Annotated in this window: 24 protein-coding genes; 9 read left to right on the top strand and 15 right to left on the bottom strand. The window is 52.8% G+C overall.

The window, feature by feature from the left end; translation table 11 throughout:
* From trbL to OB87_RS11790, 11 genes are all read right to left on the bottom strand, one after another.
* On the bottom strand, positions 1 to 1164 hold the full coding sequence (trbL, locus tag OB87_RS11835; RefSeq protein WP_033569621.1) for a P-type conjugative transfer protein TrbL: 1164 nt from the start codon (positions 1162 to 1164) through the stop codon (positions 1 to 3).
* The gene (gene trbJ, locus OB87_RS11830) at positions 1164 to 1895 is read right to left on the bottom strand and encodes a P-type conjugative transfer protein TrbJ (RefSeq protein ID WP_033569620.1); all 732 of its coding nucleotides are present in this window, start codon (positions 1893 to 1895) and stop codon (positions 1164 to 1166) included. Before trbJ ends, trbL begins: the two co-directional genes overlap by 1 nt.
* Positions 1895 to 4345, bottom strand: coding sequence for a conjugal transfer protein TrbE (trbE, locus tag OB87_RS11825; protein ID WP_033569675.1), 2451 nt, complete (start codon positions 4343 to 4345; stop codon positions 1895 to 1897). Before trbE ends, trbJ begins: the two co-directional genes overlap by 1 nt.
* A 10-nt stretch (positions 4346 to 4355) precedes the next feature.
* Positions 4356 to 4628: a VirB3 family type IV secretion system protein gene (locus OB87_RS11820; protein ID WP_027711224.1), complete on the bottom strand. Its 273-nt coding sequence runs from the start codon at positions 4626 to 4628 to the stop codon at positions 4356 to 4358.
* The gene (locus OB87_RS11815; protein ID WP_081977386.1) at positions 4625 to 4972 is read right to left on the bottom strand and encodes a TrbC/VirB2 family protein; all 348 of its coding nucleotides are present in this window, start codon (positions 4970 to 4972) and stop codon (positions 4625 to 4627) included. Before OB87_RS11815 ends, OB87_RS11820 begins: the two co-directional genes overlap by 4 nt.
* The gene (trbB, locus tag OB87_RS11810; RefSeq protein WP_033569619.1) at positions 4969 to 5979 is read right to left on the bottom strand and encodes a P-type conjugative transfer ATPase TrbB; all 1011 of its coding nucleotides are present in this window, start codon (positions 5977 to 5979) and stop codon (positions 4969 to 4971) included. The genes OB87_RS11815 and trbB overlap by 4 nt, the downstream gene beginning before the upstream one ends.
* Positions 5976 to 6416: a CopG family transcriptional regulator gene (locus OB87_RS11805; RefSeq protein WP_033569618.1), complete on the bottom strand. Its 441-nt coding sequence runs from the start codon at positions 6414 to 6416 to the stop codon at positions 5976 to 5978. The genes trbB and OB87_RS11805 overlap by 4 nt, the downstream gene beginning before the upstream one ends.
* Entirely contained in the window at positions 6413 to 8368 is a 1956-nt protein-coding gene (locus OB87_RS11800) for a conjugal transfer protein TraG (RefSeq protein ID WP_033569617.1), read from the bottom strand. Before OB87_RS11800 ends, OB87_RS11805 begins: the two co-directional genes overlap by 4 nt.
* A 217-nt stretch (positions 8369 to 8585) precedes the next feature.
* The gene (locus tag OB87_RS19875; RefSeq protein ID WP_235425266.1) at positions 8586 to 8846 is read right to left on the bottom strand and encodes an entry exclusion lipoprotein TrbK; all 261 of its coding nucleotides are present in this window, start codon (positions 8844 to 8846) and stop codon (positions 8586 to 8588) included.
* A gap of 24 nt (positions 8847 to 8870) precedes the next feature.
* Positions 8871 to 9785, bottom strand: a complete 915-nt coding sequence (locus tag OB87_RS11795; RefSeq protein ID WP_033569616.1) for a LysR family transcriptional regulator — start codon at positions 9783 to 9785, stop codon at positions 8871 to 8873.
* 176 nt (positions 9786 to 9961) lie between these two features.
* Positions 9962 to 10267 (bottom strand): helix-turn-helix domain-containing protein, encoded by a 306-nt coding sequence (locus OB87_RS11790; protein ID WP_033569615.1) that lies wholly within the window; start codon positions 10265 to 10267, stop codon positions 9962 to 9964.
* A gap of 139 nt (positions 10268 to 10406) precedes the next feature.
* On the opposite strand from OB87_RS11790, the gene OB87_RS11785 reads away from it, so the two are divergent.
* The 9 genes from OB87_RS11785 to OB87_RS11750 all read left to right on the top strand — a co-directional run bounded on the left by OB87_RS11785 (position 10407) and on the right by OB87_RS11750 (position 21713).
* Positions 10407 to 10745: a helix-turn-helix domain-containing protein gene (locus tag OB87_RS11785; RefSeq protein WP_050515699.1), complete on the top strand. Its 339-nt coding sequence runs from the start codon at positions 10407 to 10409 to the stop codon at positions 10743 to 10745.
* 404 nt (positions 10746 to 11149) lie between these two features.
* Complete coding sequence (locus OB87_RS11780) at positions 11150 to 11401, top strand: hypothetical protein (RefSeq protein ID WP_033569614.1); 252 nt, start codon at positions 11150 to 11152, stop codon at positions 11399 to 11401.
* Between the two features lie 204 nt (positions 11402 to 11605).
* Positions 11606 to 12481, top strand: coding sequence for a phosphorothioated DNA-binding restriction endonuclease (locus OB87_RS11775; RefSeq protein WP_033569672.1), 876 nt, complete (start codon positions 11606 to 11608; stop codon positions 12479 to 12481).
* A 193-nt stretch (positions 12482 to 12674) separates the two neighbouring features.
* The gene (locus OB87_RS11770; protein ID WP_033569671.1) at positions 12675 to 15959 is read left to right on the top strand and encodes a DEAD/DEAH box helicase; all 3285 of its coding nucleotides are present in this window, start codon (positions 12675 to 12677) and stop codon (positions 15957 to 15959) included.
* A 67-nt stretch (positions 15960 to 16026) separates the two neighbouring features.
* On the top strand, positions 16027 to 16941 hold the full coding sequence (locus OB87_RS11765) for a hypothetical protein (RefSeq protein WP_033569613.1): 915 nt from the start codon (positions 16027 to 16029) through the stop codon (positions 16939 to 16941).
* A gap of 454 nt (positions 16942 to 17395) precedes the next feature.
* Positions 17396 to 18832, top strand: coding sequence for a 3'-5' exonuclease (locus OB87_RS11760; protein WP_033569612.1), 1437 nt, complete (start codon positions 17396 to 17398; stop codon positions 18830 to 18832).
* Positions 18829 to 19479: a DarT ssDNA thymidine ADP-ribosyltransferase family protein gene (locus OB87_RS11755; protein WP_033569611.1), complete on the top strand. Its 651-nt coding sequence runs from the start codon at positions 18829 to 18831 to the stop codon at positions 19477 to 19479. The genes OB87_RS11760 and OB87_RS11755 overlap by 4 nt, the downstream gene beginning before the upstream one ends.
* Positions 19469 to 21133: an ADP-ribosylglycohydrolase family protein gene (locus OB87_RS19870; RefSeq protein WP_235425264.1), complete on the top strand. Its 1665-nt coding sequence runs from the start codon at positions 19469 to 19471 to the stop codon at positions 21131 to 21133. Before OB87_RS11755 ends, OB87_RS19870 begins: the two co-directional genes overlap by 11 nt.
* Before the next feature lie 247 nt (positions 21134 to 21380).
* The gene (locus OB87_RS11750) at positions 21381 to 21713 is read left to right on the top strand and encodes a helix-turn-helix domain-containing protein (protein ID WP_235425270.1); all 333 of its coding nucleotides are present in this window, start codon (positions 21381 to 21383) and stop codon (positions 21711 to 21713) included.
* Positions 21714 to 21748: 35 nt separating this feature from the next.
* On the opposite strand, the gene OB87_RS11745 is transcribed toward OB87_RS11750, so the two are convergent.
* The 4 genes from OB87_RS11745 to OB87_RS11730 all read right to left on the bottom strand — a co-directional run bounded on the left by OB87_RS11745 (position 21749) and on the right by OB87_RS11730 (position 25881).
* Positions 21749 to 23689, bottom strand: coding sequence for a relaxase/mobilization nuclease and DUF3363 domain-containing protein (locus OB87_RS11745; RefSeq protein WP_033569610.1), 1941 nt, complete (start codon positions 23687 to 23689; stop codon positions 21749 to 21751).
* A 200-nt stretch (positions 23690 to 23889) separates the two neighbouring features.
* Entirely contained in the window at positions 23890 to 24435 is a 546-nt protein-coding gene (locus tag OB87_RS11740; protein WP_050515698.1) for a S26 family signal peptidase, read from the bottom strand.
* A 310-nt stretch (positions 24436 to 24745) separates the two neighbouring features.
* Entirely contained in the window at positions 24746 to 25573 is an 828-nt protein-coding gene (locus OB87_RS11735) for a replication initiator protein A (RefSeq protein ID WP_033569609.1), read from the bottom strand.
* A gap of 11 nt (positions 25574 to 25584) precedes the next feature.
* The gene (locus tag OB87_RS11730; protein WP_012768890.1) at positions 25585 to 25881 is read right to left on the bottom strand and encodes a helix-turn-helix domain-containing protein; all 297 of its coding nucleotides are present in this window, start codon (positions 25879 to 25881) and stop codon (positions 25585 to 25587) included.
* Positions 25882 to 25916 lie beyond the last annotated feature (35 nt).

Here is a 25916-nt window from a genome sequence, read left to right as displayed (position 1 = left end):
TCAGCCCCCTTCCCGGTCGGACTCACGCAGAGTCGGGCCGCCGCTGCTGCCACCGTGCTCTGAACTGCGCAACGTATGCGCCACCGTGCCCGCCGCTTGCGCCAGTTGCTGACGGCGATACAGCCGCTTCGCCCAGTCCGGCTGTGCCGTGGCTGACGAACCGGATGAACCGGCCTCCCGCCCCGGTTGTCCGGTAGCAGACGGGGTCGTATTGGCTTGTGGCCCGCGTAACGCCATCGGCAGCAGACGTGCCCCGGCACCCACCACACTGCCTATCCGCCCCGCCAGCGCGCTGGTTCCCGCCGCGACGCCGGCCACTCCCAACGCCGTTCCAGCCAGCGTTCCGGCTCCCAATTGCGGCGCACCGCTCACCAACCCGGTAGCAATGCCAGGTCCGAAAATCCCCAGTGCCAACAGTGCGAGCGACGCCAGCATGGCGACCAGCGCCTGATCCAACGAAGGGTCATCCGGGTTCAGGGTCAGCGAACCGAACAGACCAGTGCCGATCCCCACGATCACTGCCAGTACCAGCACCTTCACACCGGAAGCCACCACATTGCCCAGCACTTTCTCTGCCAGAAACGCCGTCTTGTTCCACAGTGCGAACGGCACCAGCACAAACCCCGCCAGTGTGGTCAGCCGGAACTCCACCAACGTGACGAACAGTTGTATCGCCAGCGCGAAGAAACTCAGTACCACCACCAACCAGGCCAGCAGCATGACGGTGACGGGCACAATATTGATGAACACATCTGGGAAACCACTCAGGCGGTCGATTTGATGCAGCAGAGGGGCAGCCGTATCTATACCGGTTTTAGCTAACCGCCCGGGCTGCAGAAACGTAGCCAGACTCAGCGCCGCGCCACCGGCCTGCAGGCCCAACCCGGCAAATGAGCGAAACACTATGCCCGACAGCCCGTTGAAGTTGTTGAGTATGTAAGCAAACGCGCCGACATAGAGCACCTTGCGGATCAGCCGTGCCATCACGTCTTCCCCCTGCCCGCCCGCCTGTGACAGCGCCCAGTACAACCCCGCCAGCGTCATGTCGATCGCCACCAGCGTGGCGGTCAGAAAGGAGACTTCACCGCGCACCAGCCCAAACCCAGAGTCGATGTAGGTCGAAAAGGTATCGAGGAAGCGGTCAATCACCGACACATCGTCCATCACTCACCGCCGTCCTTACCGTAAAAGTTCACTGGCTGCGGCGTGTAAGGGGTTCCCGTACCCAGAAAACGTCGCGTGATTTCCCGGCCGCGTTCAACCGCCGCAGCCTGTCGCGCCAACTCCAGCGCGACCGCACGGTTCTGCGTCAACTGGAGCTGCTGGCCTTGCATCGTTTGTTTCGCCTGCAACGCCAGCAACTGGTTTGTCGCCTGCATGGCCTGCAGGGCACCGGTGGCCGCCTGACTCTGCCCGACCAGCGCGGACAGCGTGCTTTCGTCCGCCGACAGGCTCTGCACCATCTGTGCCTGCATCTGCAAAGCGGTATGCAAGCCTGCCAGCGTGTTGACCCAGCGCGTACGGGCATCCTGATACAGGCGATCGTGGCCCACCGTGGTGGCATACTGTTCGGGGTACAGCCGCGCAAAATCCGAGTCCATGCGCTGCACCTCATAGGCCAGGCCACGCGCCTGGGCAATCAACCGGTCTGTGCCCGCCAGCGTGGTGCGCAGTTGATCGGTTACCGTGAATGGCAGACGAGTCAGGTTGCGGGCCTGATAAATCAGCATCTGCGCCTCGTTCTGCAACTGGATGACCTGATTGTTGATCTGATCCAATGCCCGGGCAGCGCTCAGCGTGTTCTGCGCATAGTTGGCAGGATCAAATACCGTCAGTGCCTGCGCTGGACGCAGCGGCAGCAACGCCAGCAGGATGACAAGCCACACAGTTTTCATCACGGTGTCCCCCTGCACGGTGGAGAGGAAATCGGCTGCGCCGCTGGAGTAAACCCCGGCAGCAGGTCGGCCGCCCACGCCAGCCCCTGGTGACGCAACCAGGCGCTGGTGAAATCTGGACGAGGGTCCTGTGCCAGCAGGCGCTCTATATCGCGCTGACTCTGTGGTGAGGCCGCCGCGGCAAACGCCAGAGCCACCGGCCCCAGATCGAGATCGAACCGGCGGTTGCCCTGTCGGGACTGGTAGTAGTAATCCCGTTTGGGCTCTGCGGCAGCCAGCATAGCTATCTGCCGGGCGTTAAGACCAAACCCTTCATAGATGACCCGGATCTGGGGTTCGCTGGCCTGTGGATTGGGCAGGAAAATCCGGCTGAGGCAACTTTCGATGATGGCCGGTGCCAGGGCAGAGCGTTGGATATCCGCCAGCGATTGGGTGGCGAATATCACACTGACGTTTTTCTTGCGCAGTGTCTTGAGCCACTGCCGGATACGCGCCGCAAAAACCGGTTCATCAAGAAACAGCCAGGATTCATCCAGGATCAACAGCGTCGGCGCGCCGTCAAAACGGGTTTCCAGCCGGACGAACAGGTATTCAAGCACCGCCAGTACCGCTGCCTTGCTGGGCATCAGCGCCTCCATTTCAAAGCACTGCACATCAGCGTCTCCCAGCCGCTCCTGATCGGCATCCAGCAGGTTGCCGTATGCCCCACCCAGCACATACGGTGCCAGTGCCTGACGCAACGCCAGCGACTGCAACAGGACCGACAGGCCGGTCAGGGTACGCTGTTCAACCGGTGCACCTGCCAGGCTGTCCAGCGCCGACCAAATGGCGGCCTTCTCCTCCGGCCCCACGTTCACGCCCTCCTGCCGGATGCGCCCCACTACCCATTCTGCCGCCCAGCGCCGCCAGCCCGCCTGATCGATCCGGGCCAGCGGCTGAAACGCAATCGCCCCGTCAGCCCCCAAATCATAATGCTCGCCCCCCAGCCCCAGCGTAGTGGCCCGCAACGAGCGGCCAACATCAAAAAGAAATACACGCGAGCCGGGATAGCGGCGAAACTGCATCGCCAGCATGGCCAGCAGCACCGATTTGCCCATCCCGGTGGGCCCCACCACCAGCGTATGCCCCACGTCGCCAATGTGCGTCACCAGCCGAAACGGCGTGGCGCCATCGGTCCGGGTCACGATAAGTGGCGGCCCGTCAAGGTGAGCATTGTTCTCCGGCCCAGCCCAGACCGCCGACAGCGGGATCAGGTGCGCCAGATTGAGGGTGGAAATGATCGGCTGACGCACATTGGCATACACCTGGCCGGGCACCGACGACAACCAGGCGTCCACTGCGTTCAGCCGCTCCGGACAGGTCACGAAGCCCCGCCCCTGAATCACCTGCTCGGTCTGGCGCCGTTTTTCCTCCGCGTCCTCCGCCTCATCGGCCAATACGGTCACGGTGGTGGTGACGTAACCAAACGCCGCCTGATCGCTGCCCAGCGCCTGTAACGCTGCATCGGCATCGGCCGCCTTGTTGCCGGCATCGTTATCCACTAGTGGACTTTCCTGCTGGAACACGGTTTCGCGCAGCAGCGTCGCCACGTTTTTCCGTTTCACAAACCACTGTCGGCGCAGGCGGGCCAGCGCTTTCTCCGCCTCCGCCTTGTCCATGAACAGAAAACGCACCGACCAGCGGTAGGAAAACCCCAGCCGGTTCAGGTCGTCCAACATGCCCGGCCAAGTGGAAGACGGAAATCCCCGCACCGTGATCGTCCGCAGGTGTTGGTCGCCCAGCATCGGGGCTACTCCGCCCGTCATCGGGCTGTCGGCCAGCAAGGCATCCAGATGGAACGGCACCGCCGGCACGCTAAGCCGGTAATGCCGAGTCGATACCGTGCCATGCAGGTAGGTCAGCGTCTGACTGTCATCCAGCCAGATGAGCTCTGGCATGACGCCGGTCATCAGGTCAGACAGGCGATCGGTCTCCGCCACAAAGGCCGTGAGCCGTTCCCGCCAGTCCACACGCCCCGACGGGGTGTTCTCGTATAACCAGGCCACCGTACGTGACTGCGCGTCCTCCGGCGGCAGATACCACAGGGTGAGGTGGTACAGGCTGTCAAAATGGCCCCCCTCCACCTGAAACGCAGCACGCCGCTCTTCGTCCACCAGCCAAGAGAGCGCCTCGGGGAAGCGGGAATGCGGATACGCGGCGGCAGGTCGCCGTTCGGCGTCGGTAAACAACGCCCAGTTGCTGCCGAGACGGCGCAAGGCGTTATTCAGGCGGGCAGCTGTGGCGATCAGTTCGCCGGGGGTGGCACTGTCCAGATCCGGCCCACGAAACCGGGCGGTGCGCTGAAACGACCCATCCTTGTTCAGCACTACACCGGGTGCCACCAGCCCAGCCCACGGCAGCCAGTCGGCCAGTAAGGCTGGGCGCTGACGGTATTCGGCAAGGTTCAGCATGGTACGCCACTCAGACATCCAGCAGCGACGGGTGGCGGATATGCCGGGCAAACACCGTCATGAACTGCGGATCCTCCCGCGCGCCCCATACTGCCAGCGTATGCCCAACCACCCACAGCACCAGCCCCGGCAGCCACAGCTGTAACCCCAGCCCGACGGCGGCGGCCAGCGTGCCATTGGCAATCGCCACCGTGCGCGGTGCGCCCCCCAGTAGGATCGGCTCGGTCAGCGAGCGGTGCAGCGGTACGTCAAAACCGGGTAACATCGTGTATTCGTCACTCATACCACCGCCCCGCCGGCAAAGCTGAAAAACGACAAAAAGAACGATGAGGCGGCAAAGGCAATCGACAGCCCAAACACGATCTGGATCAACTTGCGAAATCCGCCCGAGGTATCGCCAAAGGCCAGCGCCAGCCCGGTGGTGATAATGATGATGACCGCGATAATGCGCGCCACCGGCCCCTGTATGGATTCCAGGATCGACTGCAGCGGCGACTCCCATGGCATACTTGAGCCACTGGCGTAGGCCGTCAGCCCCCACAACAGGCTGACGGCCAGTGCGGCTCCGGGCAGACTACGTCGAACGAGCCAGCAGTCGGAAAAGCGAAGAGTAAACGGGAGCATCATGATGAGCCTCCGGGTGAGGGTGTCGATATCACAGGACCGGGAGAACTAAGGTTACTGAGCTGGTAGTGCGTGCCGTCAAAGCCGGTCACCCGGACCAGCGAGGCGATACGGCGTGCCTGCCCACGCCCGGTCAGGTGTACGATCAGGTGGATGGTGTCAGCGATCAGCGCCCGGGGCGGGGTGATCGCCACTTCGAGGATCAGTTGTTCCAGCCGCAACAATGCCCCCAGCGCAGACCCCGCATGCAGGGTGGCTATCCCGCCGGGGTGACCGGTTCCCCAGACCTTGAGCAGGTCCAGCGCCTCGCCGCCACGGACTTCACCGACGATGACGCGATCAGGGCGCAACCGCAGCGTGGTACGCACCAGTTCGGCCATGCTCACCACACCCGGCCGGGTACGCAGGGGCACCTGATCGCGTGCCACACATTGCAACTCCACGGTGTCTTCCAGCACTAGCACCCGATCGCCGGTCTCGGCAATCTCGGCCAGCAGAGCGTTGGCAAGTGTGGTTTTCCCGGTACTGGTGCCCCCGGCAATCAGAATGTTTTGTCGCTCACGTACCGCCTGACGCAGCACCCCGGCCTGCGCGGCGGTCATCATCCCGTCGGCGACATAGCGCGCCAGCGGGATCACGCCGACGGCGCGCTTACGCAAGGCAAACGCCGGTCCAGGCGCTGCCGGCGGCAGTATGCCTTCAAAGCGTTCACCGGTCTCCGGCAATTCCGCCGTCAGCAGCGGCCGGTGGCGATGCACCTCGGTACCGACATGGGCCGCCACCAGTCGGATGATGCGTTCCCCCTCGGCAGCAGACATCCCCCTCTCCAGCGGAGCAAGGCCGGTGGACAACCGATCCACCCACAAGGTGCAGTCTGGATTAAGCATGATCTCCACCACATCGGGATCGTCCAGTGCTGCCGCAATCAGTGGCCCCAGTGCGCTGTACAGCATATGTCGGTGGCGCGTACGGGATGCACACATCGTATCGTCCGCAGATATGTTGCTCATGGCATCTCCTGCGTCGTCTCGTCTGCCGTGTCGGGCTGAAGTTCCCGACAGACGTCTTGCACCAGACTGTGTCCGCGCAGCAAGTGGCGGCCCAGTTGCTCAACAAACTGCCCGAAACGCGCACGGCCTTGTGCGTTGGCGGCATCTTGATGGGCGTCAGCCACTGGCGGGCTGACGGTCAGGTAGTAGCGGATAAACAACGCCAGCGTTTCAATCTGAATGGTTTGATCGCGCTCCAGCCGCCCAAACTGGCGTGACAGCTGATCCAGTCGCCGGCTCAGGAGGATGTCCCGTTGCCCTCCCGCATCCGGCGACAGCCAGGTGGCCAGAGCAGCCGCGACAATGGAGGATTTCGAGACCCCTTTTCGGGTCGCCAGCTCGTCCAGCCGCCGGGCGTGTTCAGGTGGGATAAATAGATTCAGGCGATACTGACTCATGGTGCTTCTCCCCTATCCGGAACCGGCGCGGACCGTGTAGGGAACCGGTTCACCGTGTCATCCGCCAGCCACGACAGATCGCTGGCCGGTGCCACCGACGCCGGCATGGGGACAGTGATGTCGCCTTGTCCGGCTGACGGGTGCCCTTCCCCGTCATCGTCAGGGTCAGCCAGTCCGGTCATCCCAGGTGGCACCGGCACCGCCGGAAGGCGCAGATCGCGCCAGTCATCCGATCTGGGTTCAGGCACATCGGTGTAATGACCGTCTGTCAGCGACGGCGGCGGGAGGACACGCGACTGAAAGTTGGCATCCGCGAAGTAGCGCATCTTTTTGGCGCGGATCGGCGGCTGGCTGCCCACCATCACAATGGCGTCACTGGCGGGCAACTGCATCACCTCGCCAGGTGTCAGTAATGGCCGGGCCGATTCCTGACGCGCAATCATCAGGTGCCCCAGCCAGGGGGCCAGCCGATGACCGGCATAGTTGCGCTGGGCGCGCAGCTCCGTGGCGGTGCCCAGCGTGTCGGAAATGCGTTTAGCCGTGCGCTCGTCGTTGGTGGCAAAGGCCACCCGCACATGGCAGTTGTCCAGAATCGCGTGGTTCGGGCCGTAGGCCTTGTCAATCTGGTTAAGCGACTGGGCAATCAGAAACGCGCGCAGACCGTAACCGGCCATAAACGCCAGCGCCGATTCGAAAAAATCCAGCCGCCCCAGCGCCGGGAACTCGTCCAGCATCAGCAGCAAGGTATGCCGCCGGATGATGCCGTCAGCGTCCTCCAGCGACTCCGTCAACCGGCGGCCAATCTGGTTGAGGATCAGCCGAATCAACGGTTTGGTGCGGCTGATATCCGATGGTGGCACCACCAGATACAGCGACACCGGATGACGGGCCGCGATCAAGTCGGCGATGCGCCAGTCACACCGCGAGGTCACCGCCGCCACGGTCGGGTCGCGGTACAGCCCCAGAAAGGACATGGCGGTGGACAGGACGCCGGAGCGTTCGTTATCGGATTTGTTGAGGACCTCGCGGGCCGCCGAGGCAATCACCGGGTGCGGCGCATCGCCCAGATGTGCCGTGGTCATCATCCGATACAGCGTGATCTCAAACGGACAGTCTGGATCAGAGAGAAAATTGGCGACGCCGCGCAGGGTCTTGTCTTCCTGTGCATAAAGCACATGCAGAATGGCCCCTACCAGCAGCGCATGGCTGGTTTTTTCCCAGTGGTTGCGCCGCTCCAGCGCCCCTTCTGGGTCTACCAGAATATCGGCGATATTCTGCACGTCGCGCACTTCATGCGCACCACGCCGCACCTCCAGCAACGGATTGTAAGCCGCCGAGCGGGTGTCGGTCGGGTTGAACAGCAGACAGTGGCTGAAACGGGCGCGCCAGCCTGCCGTCAGTTGCCAGTTCTCGCCTTTGATATCGTGCACCACGACGGAGGCTGACCAGCTCAGCAGTGTGGGCACCACCAGCCCGACGCCTTTCCCCGAACGAGTGGGGGCAAACGCCAGCACATGCTCAGGCCCCTCATGACGCAGGTATTGCCCGTTATGCAGCCCGAGGAACAGCCCCGACGGCCGGTACAACCCCGCCCGACGAATATCCTGTGTCCTTGCCCAGCGTGCCGAACCGTAGGTCGTGACATGCCGGGACGCGCGGGCGCGCCACACCGACAGTGTCATCGCCACCATTGAGGCCAGCAAACTGCCGCCGCCCGCGATGGCACCACCGATATCAAAGATACGCGGCGCATACCCGCCAAACAGAAACCACCATTCAAACAGCCGCCACGGGGGATAAACGGGAACGCCAATGCCCTCGAACCACGGGGTGCCCAGGCGCGGGGAATACCCCAGCGCTGCCGCGGTCCATTGCGTGGCGTACCACACACCGGCGACAACGACACTGAACACCACCGCAACCTGCCCTACCAGTATGCCCTGCCCCTGCATTGCCGCCCCCTTCTCGCCCTCAAGACCGCACAACGGTTGTGCCGCCTGCGAGAGAGCATCGGTGCGGGTTCAGCCCAGTGCAAAGACCGTTACCGACTCAATCAGGGAGCAAAAAGTCACAATGCGTACAGGGGAGAACGTGAGCACAGTGCAACCCGCTATGACGTAACCGGGCGTAGCGGGTGCCGGGAGTGATTTTTGTGATGATGGCGACGACTCAGAATTTGGGCGGCGTTTTTGGTGGCGTGTAGGGGGTTCCCGTCCCCAGAAACTGTTTGGTGGTGGCATGCCCGACGCGATTGCACAACACATTCCCCACGCGCTCCCAGTCGTCATGGCACTGCTGGCGTAGTTCCTTTAATCGCTTGGGGTTAGCCAGTAATGACTCTACCGTCTCCGTTGCCGGTACGGCGCCACTGCCGATACACCACAGCACGATGCATAAGAAAACACGGAATGAAAACATAAGATTACGCATGAGGATCCTCCGATAGTCGTCGAATCAGGTGATGGCATCAGGCGAGTTATCGTCCGCCCACGCCAGCGCGTCAAGCCGCTCGATAAAGCGAGCCACCGTTTCTGGCGGATCTCCGGCATGGCGCAACAGATAGGTGGTCATCATGGGGGTTTTCCCAGCTAGTGGGCGAGCCACCACTCCAAAAGCCCGGCTAGCCGCAATATGAGAAACATCAGCCAACCCCAGTGCAAACCCGGCGGAAACCAGGGTCATCATCAGGTCGAACGAGATAACCTGTTCGACAATCAACGGCTCCTGCGCAGAACAACGCAAAACCCGCGCCACCTGACGAGCATGCCCTTCACACATTCTCGGGTCACACAACACCAACGGGTAACGCAGCACTTCGTCCAACGGGATCTGGCTATAGGCCAGCAAAGGATGTCGGGCAGGAACGGCCACCATTAATGGTTCGGCCCAGACCGGCTCAGCAGTGATATGCTCGCCCACTGCATCAGACAAGGCAAAACCCACATCGTACAGTTCATCCTGCAATCCCTGAATTTGCTGAAAGAGCGGCATTTCAAACAGGCGAATATCCACCTCGGGTTCTTCCTGGCGGCACAGCGCCAGCAAGGTTGACAAGCGCACAGGGGTAATGCCGTCTGACAGCGCAATGCGCAACTGATCATGGTAACCGTTGGCCACGGACTGCACGCTGTCGCGTGCCTGTTGCAACACCGCGAACACCCGGGCGACATGGTCCAAAAACAACTTACCGGTGCGAGTCAGCCGGGTACTGCGGGTGGTGCGCACAAACAGTTTCACCCCCAGCTCGTCTTCCAGTTCCTTGATGGCACGGGACAACGGTGACTGCTCAATATGCAGCCGTTCCGCCGCCCGGGCAAAGTGCAGTTCTTCTGCAACCGCCCGAAAGTAACGAAGATGGCGAAGCTCCATACCCGATACCTACATCTCATCATCGAACAGGTGGCCCGGCATCGGGCCACGGAATACTGAGTGTAGGAGAGCGCGTTAGCACAAAGTTGAACAGAACTCACACTGACAAGACGATTCAGGCATTATCAGGGCATTCTTATAGCTGCCCCTGCTTACCCTGATGGACACAGATACGGCTAACTATCGGGCGCGGGGGATTCTTCCTGTTCAGACCGGAGCCGAGAACGGGGAACGCGTGGGATTAGCCGCCCCTGTTCGTCAAAATAACGGCTCGGCCAAATCTCATAGGCTGGCACCCCCAGTGCATCAGCAATCAGTTGCTCCCCTTTAGGCCACGGACGATTAAGCGCATTACCCAGTGTGGAGGAATTCAGCCCCGCCGCCCGCGACACAGCAGCCATTGTGGTTCCCCGTTTGTGAAGCCCGGCAATAATGTCGGCAGAATGCCAGTCAGCCAAGCCATGCCTTTGAATAGAGCTCATTCACTGCACCTCTCAAGATAAAGAGTTACTTTCCATAATAAAGGATAGTTTATTTTAAGATTAAATATCAACCAAAAATAAAGTTTAACTTTATTTGTGAAAAATAATCTTTAAGAAAGAACCGTTAGCGGCAGAGATAATGCCATCATGCCATTTAGATGAATTGGATATCGCCGTGATTGGGAAACGACTGAAACTGGCCAGAGTCAACGCAGGCTTAACGCAGCTTGAGCTTGGATGTCGGGCCGGTCTGGATGAAGAAACCGCCAGTTCGCGTATCAGCCAGTATGAAAGGGAAGTCAATGAGCCAGACTTTGGTCTGGTCTGTCAGTTTGCTGCGGTTCTCGATGTCCCCGAAGCTTACTTCTATGCAAGAGATGAAGAGTTGGCACTAATTATCCTGCAATATCATTATCATAAAAAAGTACATCCTGATGCGGTGTTTGGTGCAGCTTTCTGGCTGGAACATGGGCGTTAAGCTGCCTCTTTACTAGTTCCACCCCCTGAGCATTACCTAAAATACTGTTGCTCGGTATCGGTAAGGTGTCAAGATAGTTAGCGCCCCAGTTGATTTAGGCTGTCTGTTTTTTTCCGTTCTGGATTCAGCATGACCTCGTCTGTCGGCTACCCTTTCCTTGTCCTGCCTGACCAGCGTTCTGAGTGTTGCGCTTTTGTTTTTTGATACACCTCTTCCCGATTTTTCAGCAGCGCACGATCTTCACCTCGGTACCGTTGACCACCCGGTAAAACACTCTACCCATTCACGCGCATCCTCTAAGGGACACCCCAGTACTGATACCTAACCGAGCGGAAGAACGCCTGCGCGGCGGGTTGGATGAGATAGTCTATGCATGATGTCGCCGGGCGGGGAAACTTTTGCGAATGCAATACATCGATGGGCTGCGCACAGCTTTTCTGATGACGGCACTGAAAAAGATACAGCATGCGCCCTGGTTGGGAAACGACGCAGGCGGCTCCGAGTATGACAACCCGGAAACCGGAGAACGGGTTCATAACCCTTACAACCAGTACCTGCTGGATTCCGCCGAGGGGCATCTGTTCATTATCCTTACAGCGATGTTGGTGGCAGGGCGTCGAATAACGAAAGAGGAAGGGAACCTGATTAGGCGGTGAATAATTTTGATGCACAGTTTTGCCGGACGCATAACCCGTATTGTCTCTATCGGGTGATAACAATCTGATTGTAAAACGTTTACTGGCTGATGTATTTCCCAAGGCAGGCACGTTGTCCTTTTCTGGTTGGATTGGCTGAATACCTTGAATATTGCTGAGTTTGCGAGCAAAATCGCAGTAAATATTCCCTGCCATCATGTAGAGATGTCATCCGCTCAAGCCCTTCAAACAGCAATTACTCACATGTCTATGTGGCGTAAAGGCGACCAGCGTGCGCCACATAAGCCGCTGTTGCTGCTTTACGTACTGTCAGCCTATCAACAAGGGCATCCGCGCCTGTTTCATTACGGCAATGAAATTCGCCCTAACCTTTTGACTCTGCTGAACAGCTTCGGGCCTCAGCGGCGCACTCATTACCCGGAGATGCCATTTTGGCGGCTACGAGGCGATGGTTTCTGGGAATTACAGAATGATGATCGTTGCTCACCACAGAAAGGTAGTAAAGAACCGCCGAACCGTGAGCTTATTCAACATGATGTCATGGGTGGTTTTGATGAAGTCAGCTATCAACTATTAAAAAAACAGCCACGGCTCATTGAGAAACTGGCCCAACAGATTTTAAGTGAACATTTTCCTGAAAGTGTCCAGGCCGTGATTGCCAGCCGTCTGGAACTGTCGATAGAGGATGTCAGACAATCCCGCGATCCCCATTTTCGTCAGGCAGTGTTACGTGCGTATCAATACCGCTGTGCGGTATGCGGCTATGATTTACGCCACGATACAACACCGGTTGGTCTGGAAGCCGCACACATCAAATGGAAGCAATACGGTGGCCCTTGTACCGTAACCAATGGGCTGGCCTTATGCTCGGTACACCATTCCGCATTTGATATCGGTGTTATCGGTATTACTGACGAAATGAAATTGATGGTTTCTGACGGTGTTAACGGCAGCAAGATTGTTGAACGCCTATTCTGGGATTTTGAAGGAAAACCGCTTTTTATGCCCAAAAAGCGGGAATATTACCCGCTGGAACAGTTTGTGGAATGGCATCGGGGGCAAGTGTTTAAAGGTGTTTAATTTCATATCGAGAGGGAAGATAATGCTGATCAAATAAAATCAAAAGATTACTGCAGCAACAAGTAAGTTTAGTTTTTCAGCTTCTTCAAAAAAGGAAGCATTAATTAGCATTAAAATATTTACACATAAAAGCATGTCACGCAAAACACCTTATTTTTGATTGATTTACATGGATAATAATCAAAGAGCTATGATGGCTAAGACGTCTCTATCAAATAATATTCTCCGAGCCTGGCAGCGTATAGAATTTTTCCAACCTTATACGCTTGAAGAAAAAAAGAATAGCTTACGAATACCACTTAGCAAGCTCATCCAGAATGGTGATAACTACTTGCCCTGGCTTTCTGCTGATCTGCGTGAGTTACATCGTATCCCCAAAAAAGTGTCATACTGCATCCATATCGGCCTGTTTGATAAAGGGATAGCCAACACCATCACCCAAAGTGTGTTTGGGCCAGATAAAGGGCATGATGCAGAAGAACAAGAGCAACGGCTGGATCAGGAAGGGATCACCTGTTTTGCTAAAGTTCAACTGAATTCGGAAGGCGTACCGGCGTTGGATAAACTGTCTGTAAGTTCTCTTCCTTGGGCACTTGGACATTTACAAGAAGAGCGCTTTCAGGCCCTTAACGCTAAGTTTTTTTCTGAAGCGTGCCAGAGACTCGCCAGCACACTCAGGAATTTCAGCTCTACGTTAAAACCAGAACGTGAGAATGGTCCTGGCGTAATGAAAGCTGATGATATTTTAACATTATTAGCTACACATTTAGTGGAGTGGGCAGATTTTAAACCAAACTGGGAATATGCTTTACAAATTGACTGGTTTGAAGGGAAAAGTGAGTGTACAGAAGCGTCCTCGGAAGAAGAGGATGAAATTGAAGAAGAAATTAGTGACAGTGATAAAAGTTTAGCGCTACCTATCTTAAACAGTTTCTTTTTTGAGGACATTGAACAGATTATTGCGGCGTTACAACTTAATAATGATTGTAAAGCTCTCAGAACTTATCTTTCTGACAATGCTCCACGAAACACCGATCTGTATTCACAAGATGGTCTCGAATCGATCATCGATAAACTACATCCAACATGTATGCCTCATGGCCGCTGGCCCACCGAACCAGAACACGCTATGTCGTTGATGCAGCAATTTGTCATTAATACAGCGGTAAAAGAGCTGGCTGAAGGTGGATTGCTTTCCGTCAATGGTCCACCGGGAACGGGAAAAACAACGTTGCTACGTGATTTGGTCGCACATAATGTTGTTGAGCGAGCTAAAGCACTGTCTCGTTTCAAAAAGGTTGATGACACTCTGGATAGTGATGGTTTTATCGTAGAAGCGCTCACCGGTTTTGAAATGGTTGTTGCATCGTCCAATAATTCGGCCGTGGAAAATATTTCGAAAGATCTACCGCAAAAGAAATCGCTGGCTAAAGAGTTTCGCTCACTTAATTATTTAGCACCAACGGCAAATCAGATAGCGGCAGAATATCTGCCAAAGCGTGAACATAAAAAAGATAAGAATGGTGAGGGAAAAGAGCGTGAGTATCATCTTTTTAAACCTCTGGAAAAGGATAAGCAATGTTGGGGCATGATTTCCGCTGCATTGGGTAAAAAATCTAATCGGGTTAAGTTTGCGCAAAAATTACTTATTGACGAGCATTTTTTACGTAAAACCCCCGCTGAAAATCCTCGTCCTGAAGATGAGGATTTTCTCAGCTTGTGGCGCTGGAAACACTATCATTCACCACTCTCTTTTGCAGAATCGAAAAGAAAATTTCTGGAGTGTTTGAAAGCGATAGAAATACTACAACAGCAATTAGCCGCCTTTGCCCATCTACTCGAAAAACAGTCTGACGATTCGCTCGACACCTTATCACTAGAATTGGCTCAAACCCAAAGCCTCTATGAGGAACAGCTTGCTAAGCTAAAACGTGCTGAGGTACAACGTGATGTCGTAGAAAAACAAGTTCGACATGCAGAACAACAGCAAAAAATTGTTGAAAGCACGGCACCTGGCTGGCTAACTCGCCTGATAAGCCGTAAGCGGGTAAATGAGTATCAGGCTAAGCTACGTACAGTACAACTTGAACTACTAAAGCTGACAAGGTTACAAATCGAATGTGCACAAGACGTAGCTAAACAGATCAAGTATTGTGGTGACCTTGAGGAGAAAAAGCGAGCTATAGAGCATGATATTACCCAAATGACTCAGCAGCGGAAAAATGATCTGGACAAGTTGCAAACATTGCGGAATCAATTCTCTGATATCACATTACCTAATATCAACCAGCCCATTTATGATGCAGCATTGCAACGCACAGCATTCTGGCAAAACGCACAGATAAACCGTCAACGCTCCGAGTTATTTATCGCCGCGATGGAACTGCATCAAGCTTGGATCTATGAAGCATTAGGAATAAACCGTTTTAGATCTATTGTTCTTGGGTTTAATTCATTCCTTGCACACCCCCACACCAAGATATCCCCTATCCGTTGGTGGCAAACGCTATTTATGATTGTACCGGTACTGTCAACTACCTTTGCTTCAATTGGGCGTATGTTCCACGGAGTGAAAAGCGAAGAATTAGGGTGGCTGATGATTGACGAGGCTGGTCAGGCATCGCCACAGCAAGCTGTTGGAGCAATCTGGCGAGCTAAACGAGTATTGGTAGTGGGTGATCCCCTACAGGTCGAGCCGGTGTTTACCACATCACCATCTTTGGTTGAACGACTCTGTTTAGATGTTCTAAAGGAGCGTGCCAGGGACTGGAATCCAGCGTTACTCTCGGTACAGCAGGTTGCCGATCGCGTTAACTCATGGGGGTGTGAATTAGAGGTGATGAATATACCTGTTTGGATTGGTATTCCCCTATGGGTACATCGACGTTGTATTGAACCAATGTTCAGTTTGGCGAATAAGATGGCCTACAACGAACGGATGATCCACGGTCTTAGTGCTGACAAGGTTAGTAGTCAGTCGATAAACAACATGATTGATAATCACTGGCTGATTTCTTCTGGTGGTCAAGGTGAAAAACAGTACCGTGACAGCCATGGCAACGATTTGCTCACCTTAGTCGATCGCCTACTAGCGGAGAATGTGGCACTTAATTCAATTTATGTCATCACACCATTTAAAGCAGTTAAGGCAGGGATATTGCAGCTAATTAGACAGCGAAATATAAAGGCGTGGCGACAACATGCACCTCTGATATCACACCAAGAACTCAGCGATTGGCAGCAGAAATGCATTGGTACTGTGCATACGTTTCAGGGGAAAGAGAATGATATAGTTATTCTTGTCCTAGGTTGCGACAAGGATAATGATGGTGGTGCTAAATGGGCGGCAAGTAAACCTAATCTGTTAAATGTTGCCCTGACCCGAGCCAAAAGACATATTTTTGTGATTGGTGACCCAACCGTATGGCATGGGTTGCCTTGGTTTCGTGATGTGGCAAAAACACTGCCGACAGAATAATAAGATCAGTGCATTAGCTAATAAAAATATAATATTTCTTGACGTATCCTTTAAACAGGAGTGGGCGATGAGGTTAGAGCAAGCAAGAAGTTTAGAGTTGGATAGAGACATAACGGCGGAGGAAGCTGATAGATTATTCACTCAAGGTCTTGTCACATCAAAGCACCTTTTCGAATGCCCTGAACTCCATTGCCATGCGCAAGTCACATGTGCCAACCTTGATCGGCCTAAGCGCTTGCGTAAGCGTGACCCATATTTCAAATTTGTCTCTGAACATATTCTCGGATGCAAACTGGAAGAGCAGAGCGATGATGAATTGCGTCGAGCCCAGCATGCGAAAGGTGATCCTGAAGCATTACCTTTTATCCGTGATGATGTTGTTGAGCTTGTTTTGTCCGTGTCGAATAAACATGTCACACGTATTCCTCCCACGACTGATGACAAAAAAGAATCAACAAAACGTTCTAAGTCTACTGATATAAATGAAAGTGGTGAAGATCAGCAAAAACGACGTTCTCGCAAGCGGTTATCTGGATTAGCTGATGCATTTATTGCCAAAGAAAATTTCTTTATTGAGACCATTGATGGTATGATTCATTTAAAAGATTTTTTTATCCGAGTTGATGATCGCAAGGATATTAGTGAATATCCAGATGAACCACGAGTTTACTTTGGCAAGGCTTGGATTAATCGAAAAGAAGACTATTACCTAGTCCGCTTTGCAAATGAAATGCGAGCTGGAGATCTCAAATGCAAACCAACCTTTTTTATTCCTTCTAGGTTTGTTGAACGATCCGATTATAAAAGAACATCCAGGGAAGCGCTGGATAAGATAGCGATGAGCACTCCATCTCAACCACTCTATTTATTCATTCTTAGTGAATTACCCCCAGTTAAAGATAACAATGCCAACTATATCAATTTTAAACTAGATACACTGACCTATCTCTATTATCGCCATTGGGGAAAAGATAAATATTGATGAGTGACCTCGGTATCAAGAAGGCAAAAAGTATCGCACAGTGCCCGCGTAATATGACCAGCTTACTACTTGACGGAGTTGCGTTTATCGAGAAGTGTTTTGCTGAAAGTCCCTCGTTAGTCTGGATAAATCTTCTACGAACTGGAACCGAACGTCTGAGCACAAAGAGTTTGCTCTGCTCTTCAAAGGTGCAATTTCTGCAATCCGTAACCCCACCTGAAAATCCTTTGGTAGGGAGAAGAAGATACAGCAGACTACCTTATTCTACTTTCTATGCTGCATCGTAAACTGGATAAATCCCATGTGGTTAAAGCATAATTTTGTTGGTCAACTAGTGAGCAAAGAAAATGATTATGTGAATTGGTATACTGATTCCAGTTAGGAAATAAGCTATATAACCTAATGGAATTTTAATTGATCTACTAAAGTATGGTTGCGTAAGGATGCACTGGTAATGAAAACACTACAATCTGTCAAACCTACTGATGAGCAATTGAAGTTGATGGTCAGACCCAGACCTGGCACATTAATCATTCGTGGTGCTGCAGGTAGCGGTAAAACAACAACTTCAATTTTAATGATGAAGCTATCTATCGGCTATTTTTTAGAAGAATTTGCCAGAATTGGAATAAATGAAAAAATTAACATTAGAATTTTTACTTTTAATAAAACACTTTCGGCCTACATTAACGATTTAGTAATAAGTGAAACGTTGCTATCAACACCCGAAAACCGTAACCGGTTAAACATTGATGTGTTGACATTATCCAAATATATGTACAACAGAATTGATGGTTCTCCAAAAGTTTTAAGTTTGCAAGACCAAGCAAATAGGATAAGACACATTGGTCATTTAATCCCCTTAAGCAGTCAATTTTTGGTAGATGAAGTAGAATATCTTTTAGGAAGATTAAATGAGGAAAATTTAGAAGATTATCTTGAGATGGAACGTACTGGTCGTGGTACTATGCCAAGAATGGAAAGGCCACTACGAAGGAGGATTCTCGATGAGGTCGTTTACCCTTATATTAGATCGAAGGAAGTTGATAAATTTTTGGATTGGAACGATATTGCAATTTTGTTTATAAAAAATAAAACAGACAACATTCACATAGCTATTATTGATGAAGCACAAGATTTCTCAGCTAACCAACTTAAAGCAATCACTAACCAATTATCTGACATCAACTTCACTACAATTATCCTTGACAGCAATCAAAAAATATATAAACGAGGGTTTGCCTGGAAAGAGGCAGGCATTAACATTGCTAATACTCGATATGCTCGATTAGAGTTCAATTATAGAAATACAGTTGAAATAGCTATTTTTGCAAGTAGGTTGATCGAAAACACAGCCATTTCAATAGACGATGATGGAACATTGCCAAGACTTGATGCAATTAAAAGGCATGGCCCTCTCCCACTTGTCTTGGAAGGTCGTTTTAATCAACAGTTAGATTTTGTGATCGATTACATATTAAAAAATGTAGATTTAGATCATGAAACTGTTGGGTTTTTACATGCTAAAGGTGGTGGGTGGTTTGATCGTGCAGGCGGAATAAAAGATACACTTAGAAAACAAAACTTGTCCTTCGTTGAAATATCGGGAGAAAGCTCTTGGCCACCGAATGAAACGAACATAGCCCTGTCGACGATTCACTCAGCCAAGGGACTAGAGTTTGACCACGTTTTTATTCTTGGGCTTGAGGAAAATCATTTTTATTTTAGTTTTGCAGATAGTCAAGACTCTGATTATTCATCGATAATCAAACTTATTTCAATGGGGATTACGAGAGCTAAGGTAAGTATTATCCTAGGTTATCGCTTCGACACGAGACCATTTTTCATCGATCATTTGGACACTAATACGTTCCAGAAGGTGGTGCTATGAACGAATTTGAGACACTGATAAAGGCTAAAGACATTAAAGAGATACTTCACTTCACAACAAACCAAGGTCTTTTAGGCATTCTTAGAACCGGAGCTGTACTTCCTAACTCTCAGCTAACAGAAGAAGATACTTTAGCGTTTATTTTTCAACAAAATTCATTGAAAAGAAGAGAGAGAGATTCAAAGTGGTTAAGCTATGTTAACCTATCTATAACAAAATTAAACTTTGAGTTCTTTGAGCATTCGCGAAGTGTTCACCAATATTCTGACATCTATTGGGTAATATTATCTTTTTTACCAGAAATTATAATAGACTCAGGTGTTTGCTTTACGACTACAAACAACATTTACCCGTCTTGCCTTCGAGGCGAAGGTATTGAAAGCTTCGAAAGGATGTTTCGCAATCCTATTGTTGGTAAGTATCAAAGGGAAATTTTCAGAGGACCATCACATCTACCGTCGTGGACGACTTGCGAGCAAGCTGAAGTCTTGTACCCCGGAAGACTTGCTTTAGAGCGTCTGGCAAAGGTTTATGTATCAAACTTTGAGGATAAAGCTAGTATCATGGCTCAATTGGCTGTGTTAGGTTTAGTCCTAGATGTGGAAGTTTGTCCCAACAAGTTTAGAGATGATACGAATGACAATTAACAATATTGAAAACACTGTTAACTCAAGTCTTTGGGCTGCATATGGGGATGCTTTAGGGTTCATATCTGAACTAGCAGACTGCAGTTTGCTGGTAAAAAGAACAGGTCGGGACCATTTGTCTGGTTTGGTTGAATGGAAAAGACAAGTCGGTGGAATGTATGGGCCTCTAGTATCAATACCTTCTGGTGCTTACTCTGATGACACCCAACTCCGACTATCGACGTCACGAGCAATTAATCAGAATAATTATTTTGATATAAATGCATTTTCAAAAGTGGAACTTCCTATTTGGTCCTCTTATGCTTTAGGTGCCGGCATATCTTCAAAACTGGCAGCGGAATCTCTCGGAAAAAAAAACGTCACCTGGTATAACAATTTTTATCAGTCAAAGAAAACAAGTTATGTGCACTCTGGAGGTAATGGTGCAGCTATGCGAATCCAGCCTCATGTTTGGGCAAGCCGAACGCCAGAAATAGTAGATTCTTTCCTGCTTGATATAATAAAAAATTCTCTTACTACACATGGGCATCCTAGAGCTATTGCAGGAGCTGTATTTCATGCTTTATGCTTGAGCCAAGTTTTAAAAAATAAAAATATACCATCAATATCTGATGTTCGGCTTTTTCTCCGATGGATAAATGAAATTCCTAATAAAATCCATAGCGACATAAACCTTAATACTGCCTGGGTTCCTTTGTTCGAATCCCAAACATCTACAAATCTTGAAGAAGCATATGATGAAGTATACCAAGAATTAGTGCACCTTCTTGATATTGTCGAAAAGTGGAAAGCAGAGGAAAATCCATCATATAGTTCCTTAGTAAAAGTTCTTAACTTGAAAGACAAAAGAACAAGAGGAAGTGGTACATTAACTGCAATTGCAGCACTGGCTGCATCATATTTACACCCAGATAACTTATCTTCATTAATGCTTGATATTGTTAATGAACTTGGTACAGACACTGACTCAATTGCAACTATGGTTGGGGCGTTAAGGGGATATATTGAAGGAACAAGACCACCTCAAGAATTACAGGATCAATCGTACTTAATTTATGATGCAGAGAGATTATATACTCTTTCTCAAGGTAATGAGTGTAATAGTTTTGCATTCCCCGATGCATCGGAGTGGAACGCTCCTGTTTCTCCACTAGATTTTGTTGGTATACAGGATGGAAAAATTGTGTTTCCACCATTTGGGGAAATAAAACCGATATCAGAGGAATTCAGAAGCAATGGCACTGACACGTACCAATACTTTTATCAATGGATGATATCTAAGTTTAATCAATCATTCTTGCTTAAACGTCGTAATGCCTCAACTTTGAAATCATTTAAGTCAGAGCCTAGCTCTATGGAAGGTAACAATTTTTCGAAACGGGTAGATTCCTCGTTATCAAAGCAGCAACAAATTGAAATCCCCGTAGATTATCGTACTCAATCAAAGAGACCCATTGAGTCAAATCCAACCATAAAAAGCAGTGAATTAGATATTGACAAACTAACAACAGAAGCAATTAAAAGCAATTTCGATGAAAGATTAATTGGAAGTCAATTATTATACATTTCAGGAGTCATGGGTGTTAATGGTGCAATTGCATACTCAGCCATAATCGCGAAAGCAATTACCTCCCGAAAAAATCGAAATAATTAAATGGATTAGCATGGGATATCTAATTTATTAGATATCCCATATTTTAGACTACTGTAGCACCTGAATCATTCTTCAACTCACTGAAAAGCACACATCAGAAGCCAAACCGACACTCTCCACATGAACGCTGTCATCATTAGCAATCCTTCTTATAACTAAGAATTACTTTATTTAAGACCAAAAAAAACACCAAAATAAAGTATTACTTTTATTTTTAAAGGATTTTTTCAAGAAGCGTAGCCGAGATATCGTGATAATCAATCATCGTTCGATCAACAAACAAGGTAACACGGTGATTGGTAAACGCTTGAGGCTGGCAAGGGTCAATGTGGGGTTAACTCAGGCAGAGCTCGGAAGGCAGGCCGGGATTGATGAAGAGTCGGCAGGCGCGCGAGTCAGTCAGTATGAGAAGGAAACCCATGCGCCCGACTTCAAACTGGTTTGCCGGTTCGCAGCGGTGCTGGATGTACCCGAAGCTTATTTCTATGCCGTGGATGACGATTTGGCAACACTGATTTTGCAGTACCACCGGTACAAGAAAAACAACCCTAACTCGACGCTGCTGATTACGCCGCAGTAAGCCATTAAACCTGTCCACCTCCGGGACACAACACCTCAGCCAATAGCCGGTCCCCTCTGCCGACTGAACTCCCAGGCCACGCGGTTACCACGGATGGTCGCCGTCATTGACTGACCTAGCCGTAGTTCGATGACCGGTTTCCACGGTACCAGGCTGAAGCCCAGACCGTCATCCAGCATCGCGTAGCGCCCGCTGGCAAGTAGCAAACTGCGTCGGTAGATACCGCTGATACGTTGCCCATCAGTCGCGGAGCGATATACCAGTCCGGTTTCCCGGGCAATATCCTGCGCAGTTTTCTCCAGCTCACGCTGGCGCAACGTCGCCAGCAGGTTACGCACCAGGCTCACTCGTTGCCCTTCCTGTACCGCCAGCCCTTGCGAGATAAGAAAGTCAACACGCTGGCGGAGCGCTGCCCGTACCTCGCCCCCAAAGCCACGTACATCCGGCGATAGGTTTCCACTGAGCAACTGCTGATCGAGCCAGGTCGCCCCGATTGCCCGGATCTGGCGTTCAACCGGCAAGGGCGATTGTAGCGAGACAGCTGCCCCACCGGCCAGACGCTGTATATCGTACTGACGGCCACGCTCAGGCAAATCGTCAGGAATACGCCAGACACCTTGTGTCACGCGCTCGACAATCCCTGCCCGGCGTAACGCCTCCAGCCGGCGCACATGGAAAGCCACCTCGTCATGTGGATCGAAACCGTCATCCCGGTGCTGCGCCACCCTCAGGTGATGTTCGGTGCGATAGATACCCGCGGACGCCAGACCGACTATATTCCGGTCAGTCTGGCGGATAGCGGCCCCGTTCACCTCCACCACCGAACCACTAGGAAACTGCGCTAGATCGGCACCGGGCGGCAACACCACGTAGTGAGCCTTGCCGTCCACACCGTCAATCACCAGATATCCTCTGTCATACAGTTCATCAGCCAATCCTTTACCGGCCACCCGGCCGATGAGTGGATGAGGGTATTCACCGTGCTGGAACACCGCCAGCTCACGGGGTTGACCGTGCATGGCGCGTTGCATGGCCCGGATGATATCGCCACGCTCACCCATCGCTCTCAGCGTCTTTTCCGCGTCTGCCTGTACGTCCCAGACACCGGGCGTCTGCTCACATGCCAGCCCCATCCGCGCTAAATATTGTAGTCGGCCAATCAGCAGCTGCCGCTGGTATCTCAAGGATGACGCGGAAAACTGCGCAGTATGCACCCGGCCATTGTCGGCAAGACGCTGAAGCGTGCGATCCAGCCCCGTCCACCGCGCCTGCTCGACTTCGCGCTGACGGGTGTGCTGCATTTCCAGCTCCGTGCGCGGCCCCAACCATTCCGTAACCAATGCCGCGGCCCGCAACCGCATCCCCTCGGCAATATAATCCCGCGAAATAATCAGATCTCTGCCGGTCTCATCTTTGCCCCGCAATACAATATGGGTGTGCGGATTATCGGTATTCCAGTGATCCACCGCCACCCAGTCCAGCCGGGTGCCCAGATCGGCTTCCATACGCACCATCAGCTGACGGGTATAGGTTCGCAAATCGTCGAGAGACTCCGCGTCTTCAGGTGAAACGATAACGCGAAACTGATGCCGATCTTCACGTCCGCGTAGCTCGAACGCATCCCAATCGGCGTGATCGGTCAGTGGGCCATAAGCCTGACCCGGTTCCCCCTGTCGGCCGACACCGTCACGCTCGATATAACGCAGGTGTGTGGATGTTGAACGGGCACCGGCTTTCGTCAGATTTACCAGCCGGGTCTTTACCGTCACACGCCGCCAGTCTGGTGAATAGGCATCATGGGCAAATCGCGCAGCAACCTGGCCGCGCCCCAGTCGGGCACCGGGGCGTCGCCCATTTTTATCGGTCCTGATACCGGCCTTGTTTATCTGGCGGGCCACCTGACGTACAAAGGCATCGCCACGCTGCTTCGGCCTGCCTGGACGAGGGGTAAAACGCTCATCATGCTTCTGGCTCATCACTTCCTCCCTGCTACTTGTCAGCACAGGAAATAGCCATGGTTAATAATCAATTAGTGGTTCCACAGCACGCCAGCACATCGGATGCGTGCCGCCCTTACCCCGTGTGCAGACGGCATGTCGGCGTCACCGCGTGTCGCCCCCTTTTATCTTGCCCTGCCCTTCGTCTATTCCACGACGCGCTGTTCAGCCGTAAGCCGCTACCTTGTCAGCAGGGGTTGTGCCGCTCCCCGCACAGAGGCCATCGGTACCGGCCCAAAATAGCGGCTGTCAAACGATGCCGGGTTCGTGGTGCTCAGCAGGAACACCTCGCCTGGATACAGGTGCCGACAGCCCGGCCAGGCCGATAACGGTCGCCCCAGCCGGTCAGCCCGCAGCACGCGAGCCACAACCATGCCGTTAATACGCACCGTGTCGGCGATAACACACACCTGTTGGGGTGCTATAGCCCCAATCGGTTTAAGCAGTGGCACCCCCGCTGGAAGGTAACCACGCTGTGCAGCCAGAAGTGCGGCCTCAACCGGAGGCGACACCAGTACCACGCTGCCAACGGATAGCGGTGGCAATGGCAGGCGAAGCGGCTGAAGGCGATACCAGCCAGGGGCGATACTGTCCGTCGGGTTGTAGACCAGATACGGCGTAACATCCCCCACCGCTGCCCAAGCCAGTGAAACCAGGCCGGATAACGACAGGCCCGCCAGCCACAGCGAAGGCGCGCCCCATCGAACGTGATGTGTCATGCTCATCGGGGTATGTTCTCCTGCCATCCGCGCTCTTTTGCGGTGATGTTGCCGCCCGTCCTGTAAGGATTCAGGGTGTTGAACCCCGACTTTCTGCCAGCGGTCTGGGCGTGCCGTTTACCGGTTATCCACCGGTATCGCCACCCCCAACAATTCGTTAGTTTTTTTATGTTAGAACCGTTAGCGCGATGCCAAACCCGCGCCAGCAGCGGGATACGGGCTCGCCGATGCGCCTGATAGCACGAGGGGGATGCGCTCGATAGCCCGATAGCTCGTGCGCCTGATAGCACGACCGTCTTCACCGTTTTTTCCCAGGTTATCCCCGTGCCGCGGATGACACCGGCCGGAACGTGAGTAGCTCCCCGCCTCCCGGCAAACGCCCTATACCGAGGACATACCCCGGCAGGGGCTGGCGGGCCACCAGCGTGCGCAGATCGCAGGCGAAATCGCTGTACCGGGCTGTGCTGCCGGATTTGCGGTACAAATGGCGAAAATCGAACCGCCACCCAGCCGCCTGTCGGCCGCCATGTTTGCGCACCAGACGATACAACCAGCGCTCGATCCCACCGGTCAGTCGGAAGTAAGCCGAATCGATGGTCAGGACCAGCGCCGCATCGAGAACACTGGCGTAAAACCAGTCCGGCAGGATCAGCTCGATGCCCAGCGACATGCCCCGGGTATCGGTTCGCTCGTGCCATTCGTTGAGCCAGGAGAAACGGTGTAACCGCCGTCCGCTTTCGGCTCGAATCGAGGTGGCAACAGTAGTGGACTGCAGACGGTCTAGGGCAGCTTTCAGCCGCTGATAGTCCCGCTGCGAAGTGCCACGACCGATAAAAGTCAGGATCTCGTAGGGCGTGGCCCGCATCCGGCGTGACGTCGGAATGCCCGCATCGCGGGCTTCGACGATTTGGCTGGCCGCCCAGATCAGAATGTCGGCGTCCCAGATAGTGGCAATACCCTGTTCGGCAGTGCCTTCCACCCGGATCCTCACGGTACCGATGCCATACTCGATCGGCACCGTGCGGCGTGATTTCGATAAGGAAAAGAAGGGATACGCCATCAGATCCCGGGCATCGCGCGGTGCCATGCGTCCCGGCAATGCCTGGAACAGGTCGAGCGAACCGGACATCAGACGTGCGGCCAACGCGCCGCCGTTCAGCGTACACGGCTGTCGGCCGAGTGGTACTCGGCATAGTCAGGATCGGACGTGGTTTCAAAGCTGTGCTGATTAGCCCAGCTATCCAGATCCGATACCGCATACATGACACGGCGGCCAAATTTGCGAAAGCGCGGCCCACCACCAATGACCCGCTGCTTTTCCAGCGTGCGCGGTGATAATCGCAGATAGGCAGCCGCTTCGTCGTTGGTCAGATAACGGGGCGGCTGCGGGGAACGGGCAGGCTGCGGCGTAACCGCAACAGCAACATCAGGGCGAACAGGAACAGGGCGCATAGGATCAACCTCCAGTAGTCAACAGGGTCAGCCAC

The organism is Dickeya undicola, assembly GCF_000784735.1.
Classification (GTDB): domain Bacteria; phylum Pseudomonadota; class Gammaproteobacteria; order Enterobacterales; family Enterobacteriaceae; genus Dickeya; species Dickeya undicola.
The sequence above is the reverse complement of the archived record's forward strand: the minus strand, read 5'-3'. Positions and strand labels throughout refer to the sequence as shown.

Excerpts from the sequence above, each read along its gene's own strand:
- OB87_RS11745 (WP_033569610.1), bottom strand. The coding sequence starts at position 23,689 with ATGAGCCAGAAGCATGATGAGCGTTTTACCCCTCGTCCAGGCAGGCCG.
- trbL (WP_033569621.1), bottom strand. The coding sequence starts at position 1,164 with ATGGACGATGTGTCGGTGATTGACCGCTTCCTCGATACCTTTTCGACC.
- OB87_RS19875 (WP_235425266.1), bottom strand. The coding sequence starts at position 8,846 with ATGCGTAATCTTATGTTTTCATTCCGTGTTTTCTTATGCATCGTGCTG.
- OB87_RS11780 (WP_033569614.1), top strand. The coding sequence starts at position 11,150 with ATGCAATACATCGATGGGCTGCGCACAGCTTTTCTGATGACGGCACTG.
- OB87_RS11765 (WP_033569613.1), top strand. The coding sequence starts at position 16,027 with ATGAGGTTAGAGCAAGCAAGAAGTTTAGAGTTGGATAGAGACATAACG.
- OB87_RS19870 (WP_235425264.1), top strand. The coding sequence starts at position 19,469 with ATGACAATTAACAATATTGAAAACACTGTTAACTCAAGTCTTTGGGCT.
- OB87_RS11755 (WP_033569611.1), top strand. The coding sequence starts at position 18,829 with ATGAACGAATTTGAGACACTGATAAAGGCTAAAGACATTAAAGAGATA.
- trbB (WP_033569619.1), bottom strand. The coding sequence starts at position 5,979 with ATGAGCAACATATCTGCGGACGATACGATGTGTGCATCCCGTACGCGC.
- OB87_RS11760 (WP_033569612.1), top strand. The coding sequence starts at position 17,396 with ATGAAAACACTACAATCTGTCAAACCTACTGATGAGCAATTGAAGTTG.
- OB87_RS11730 (WP_012768890.1), bottom strand. The coding sequence starts at position 25,881 with ATGCGCCCTGTTCCTGTTCGCCCTGATGTTGCTGTTGCGGTTACGCCG.
- trbE (WP_033569675.1), bottom strand. The coding sequence starts at position 4,345 with ATGCTGAACCTTGCCGAATACCGTCAGCGCCCAGCCTTACTGGCCGAC.
- OB87_RS11805 (WP_033569618.1), bottom strand. The coding sequence starts at position 6,416 with ATGAGTCAGTATCGCCTGAATCTATTTATCCCACCTGAACACGCCCGG.
- OB87_RS11800 (WP_033569617.1), bottom strand. The coding sequence starts at position 8,368 with ATGCAGGGGCAGGGCATACTGGTAGGGCAGGTTGCGGTGGTGTTCAGT.
- OB87_RS11785 (WP_050515699.1), top strand. The coding sequence starts at position 10,407 with ATGCCATCATGCCATTTAGATGAATTGGATATCGCCGTGATTGGGAAA.
- OB87_RS11820 (WP_027711224.1), bottom strand. The coding sequence starts at position 4,628 with ATGAGTGACGAATACACGATGTTACCCGGTTTTGACGTACCGCTGCAC.
- OB87_RS11790 (WP_033569615.1), bottom strand. The coding sequence starts at position 10,267 with ATGAGCTCTATTCAAAGGCATGGCTTGGCTGACTGGCATTCTGCCGAC.
- OB87_RS11795 (WP_033569616.1), bottom strand. The coding sequence starts at position 9,785 with ATGGAGCTTCGCCATCTTCGTTACTTTCGGGCGGTTGCAGAAGAACTG.
- OB87_RS11740 (WP_050515698.1), bottom strand. The coding sequence starts at position 24,435 with ATGAGCATGACACATCACGTTCGATGGGGCGCGCCTTCGCTGTGGCTG.
- OB87_RS11815 (WP_081977386.1), bottom strand. The coding sequence starts at position 4,972 with ATGATGCTCCCGTTTACTCTTCGCTTTTCCGACTGCTGGCTCGTTCGA.
- OB87_RS11775 (WP_033569672.1), top strand. The coding sequence starts at position 11,606 with ATGTCATCCGCTCAAGCCCTTCAAACAGCAATTACTCACATGTCTATG.
- OB87_RS11770 (WP_033569671.1), top strand. The coding sequence starts at position 12,675 with ATGGCTAAGACGTCTCTATCAAATAATATTCTCCGAGCCTGGCAGCGT.
- trbJ (WP_033569620.1), bottom strand. The coding sequence starts at position 1,895 with ATGAAAACTGTGTGGCTTGTCATCCTGCTGGCGTTGCTGCCGCTGCGT.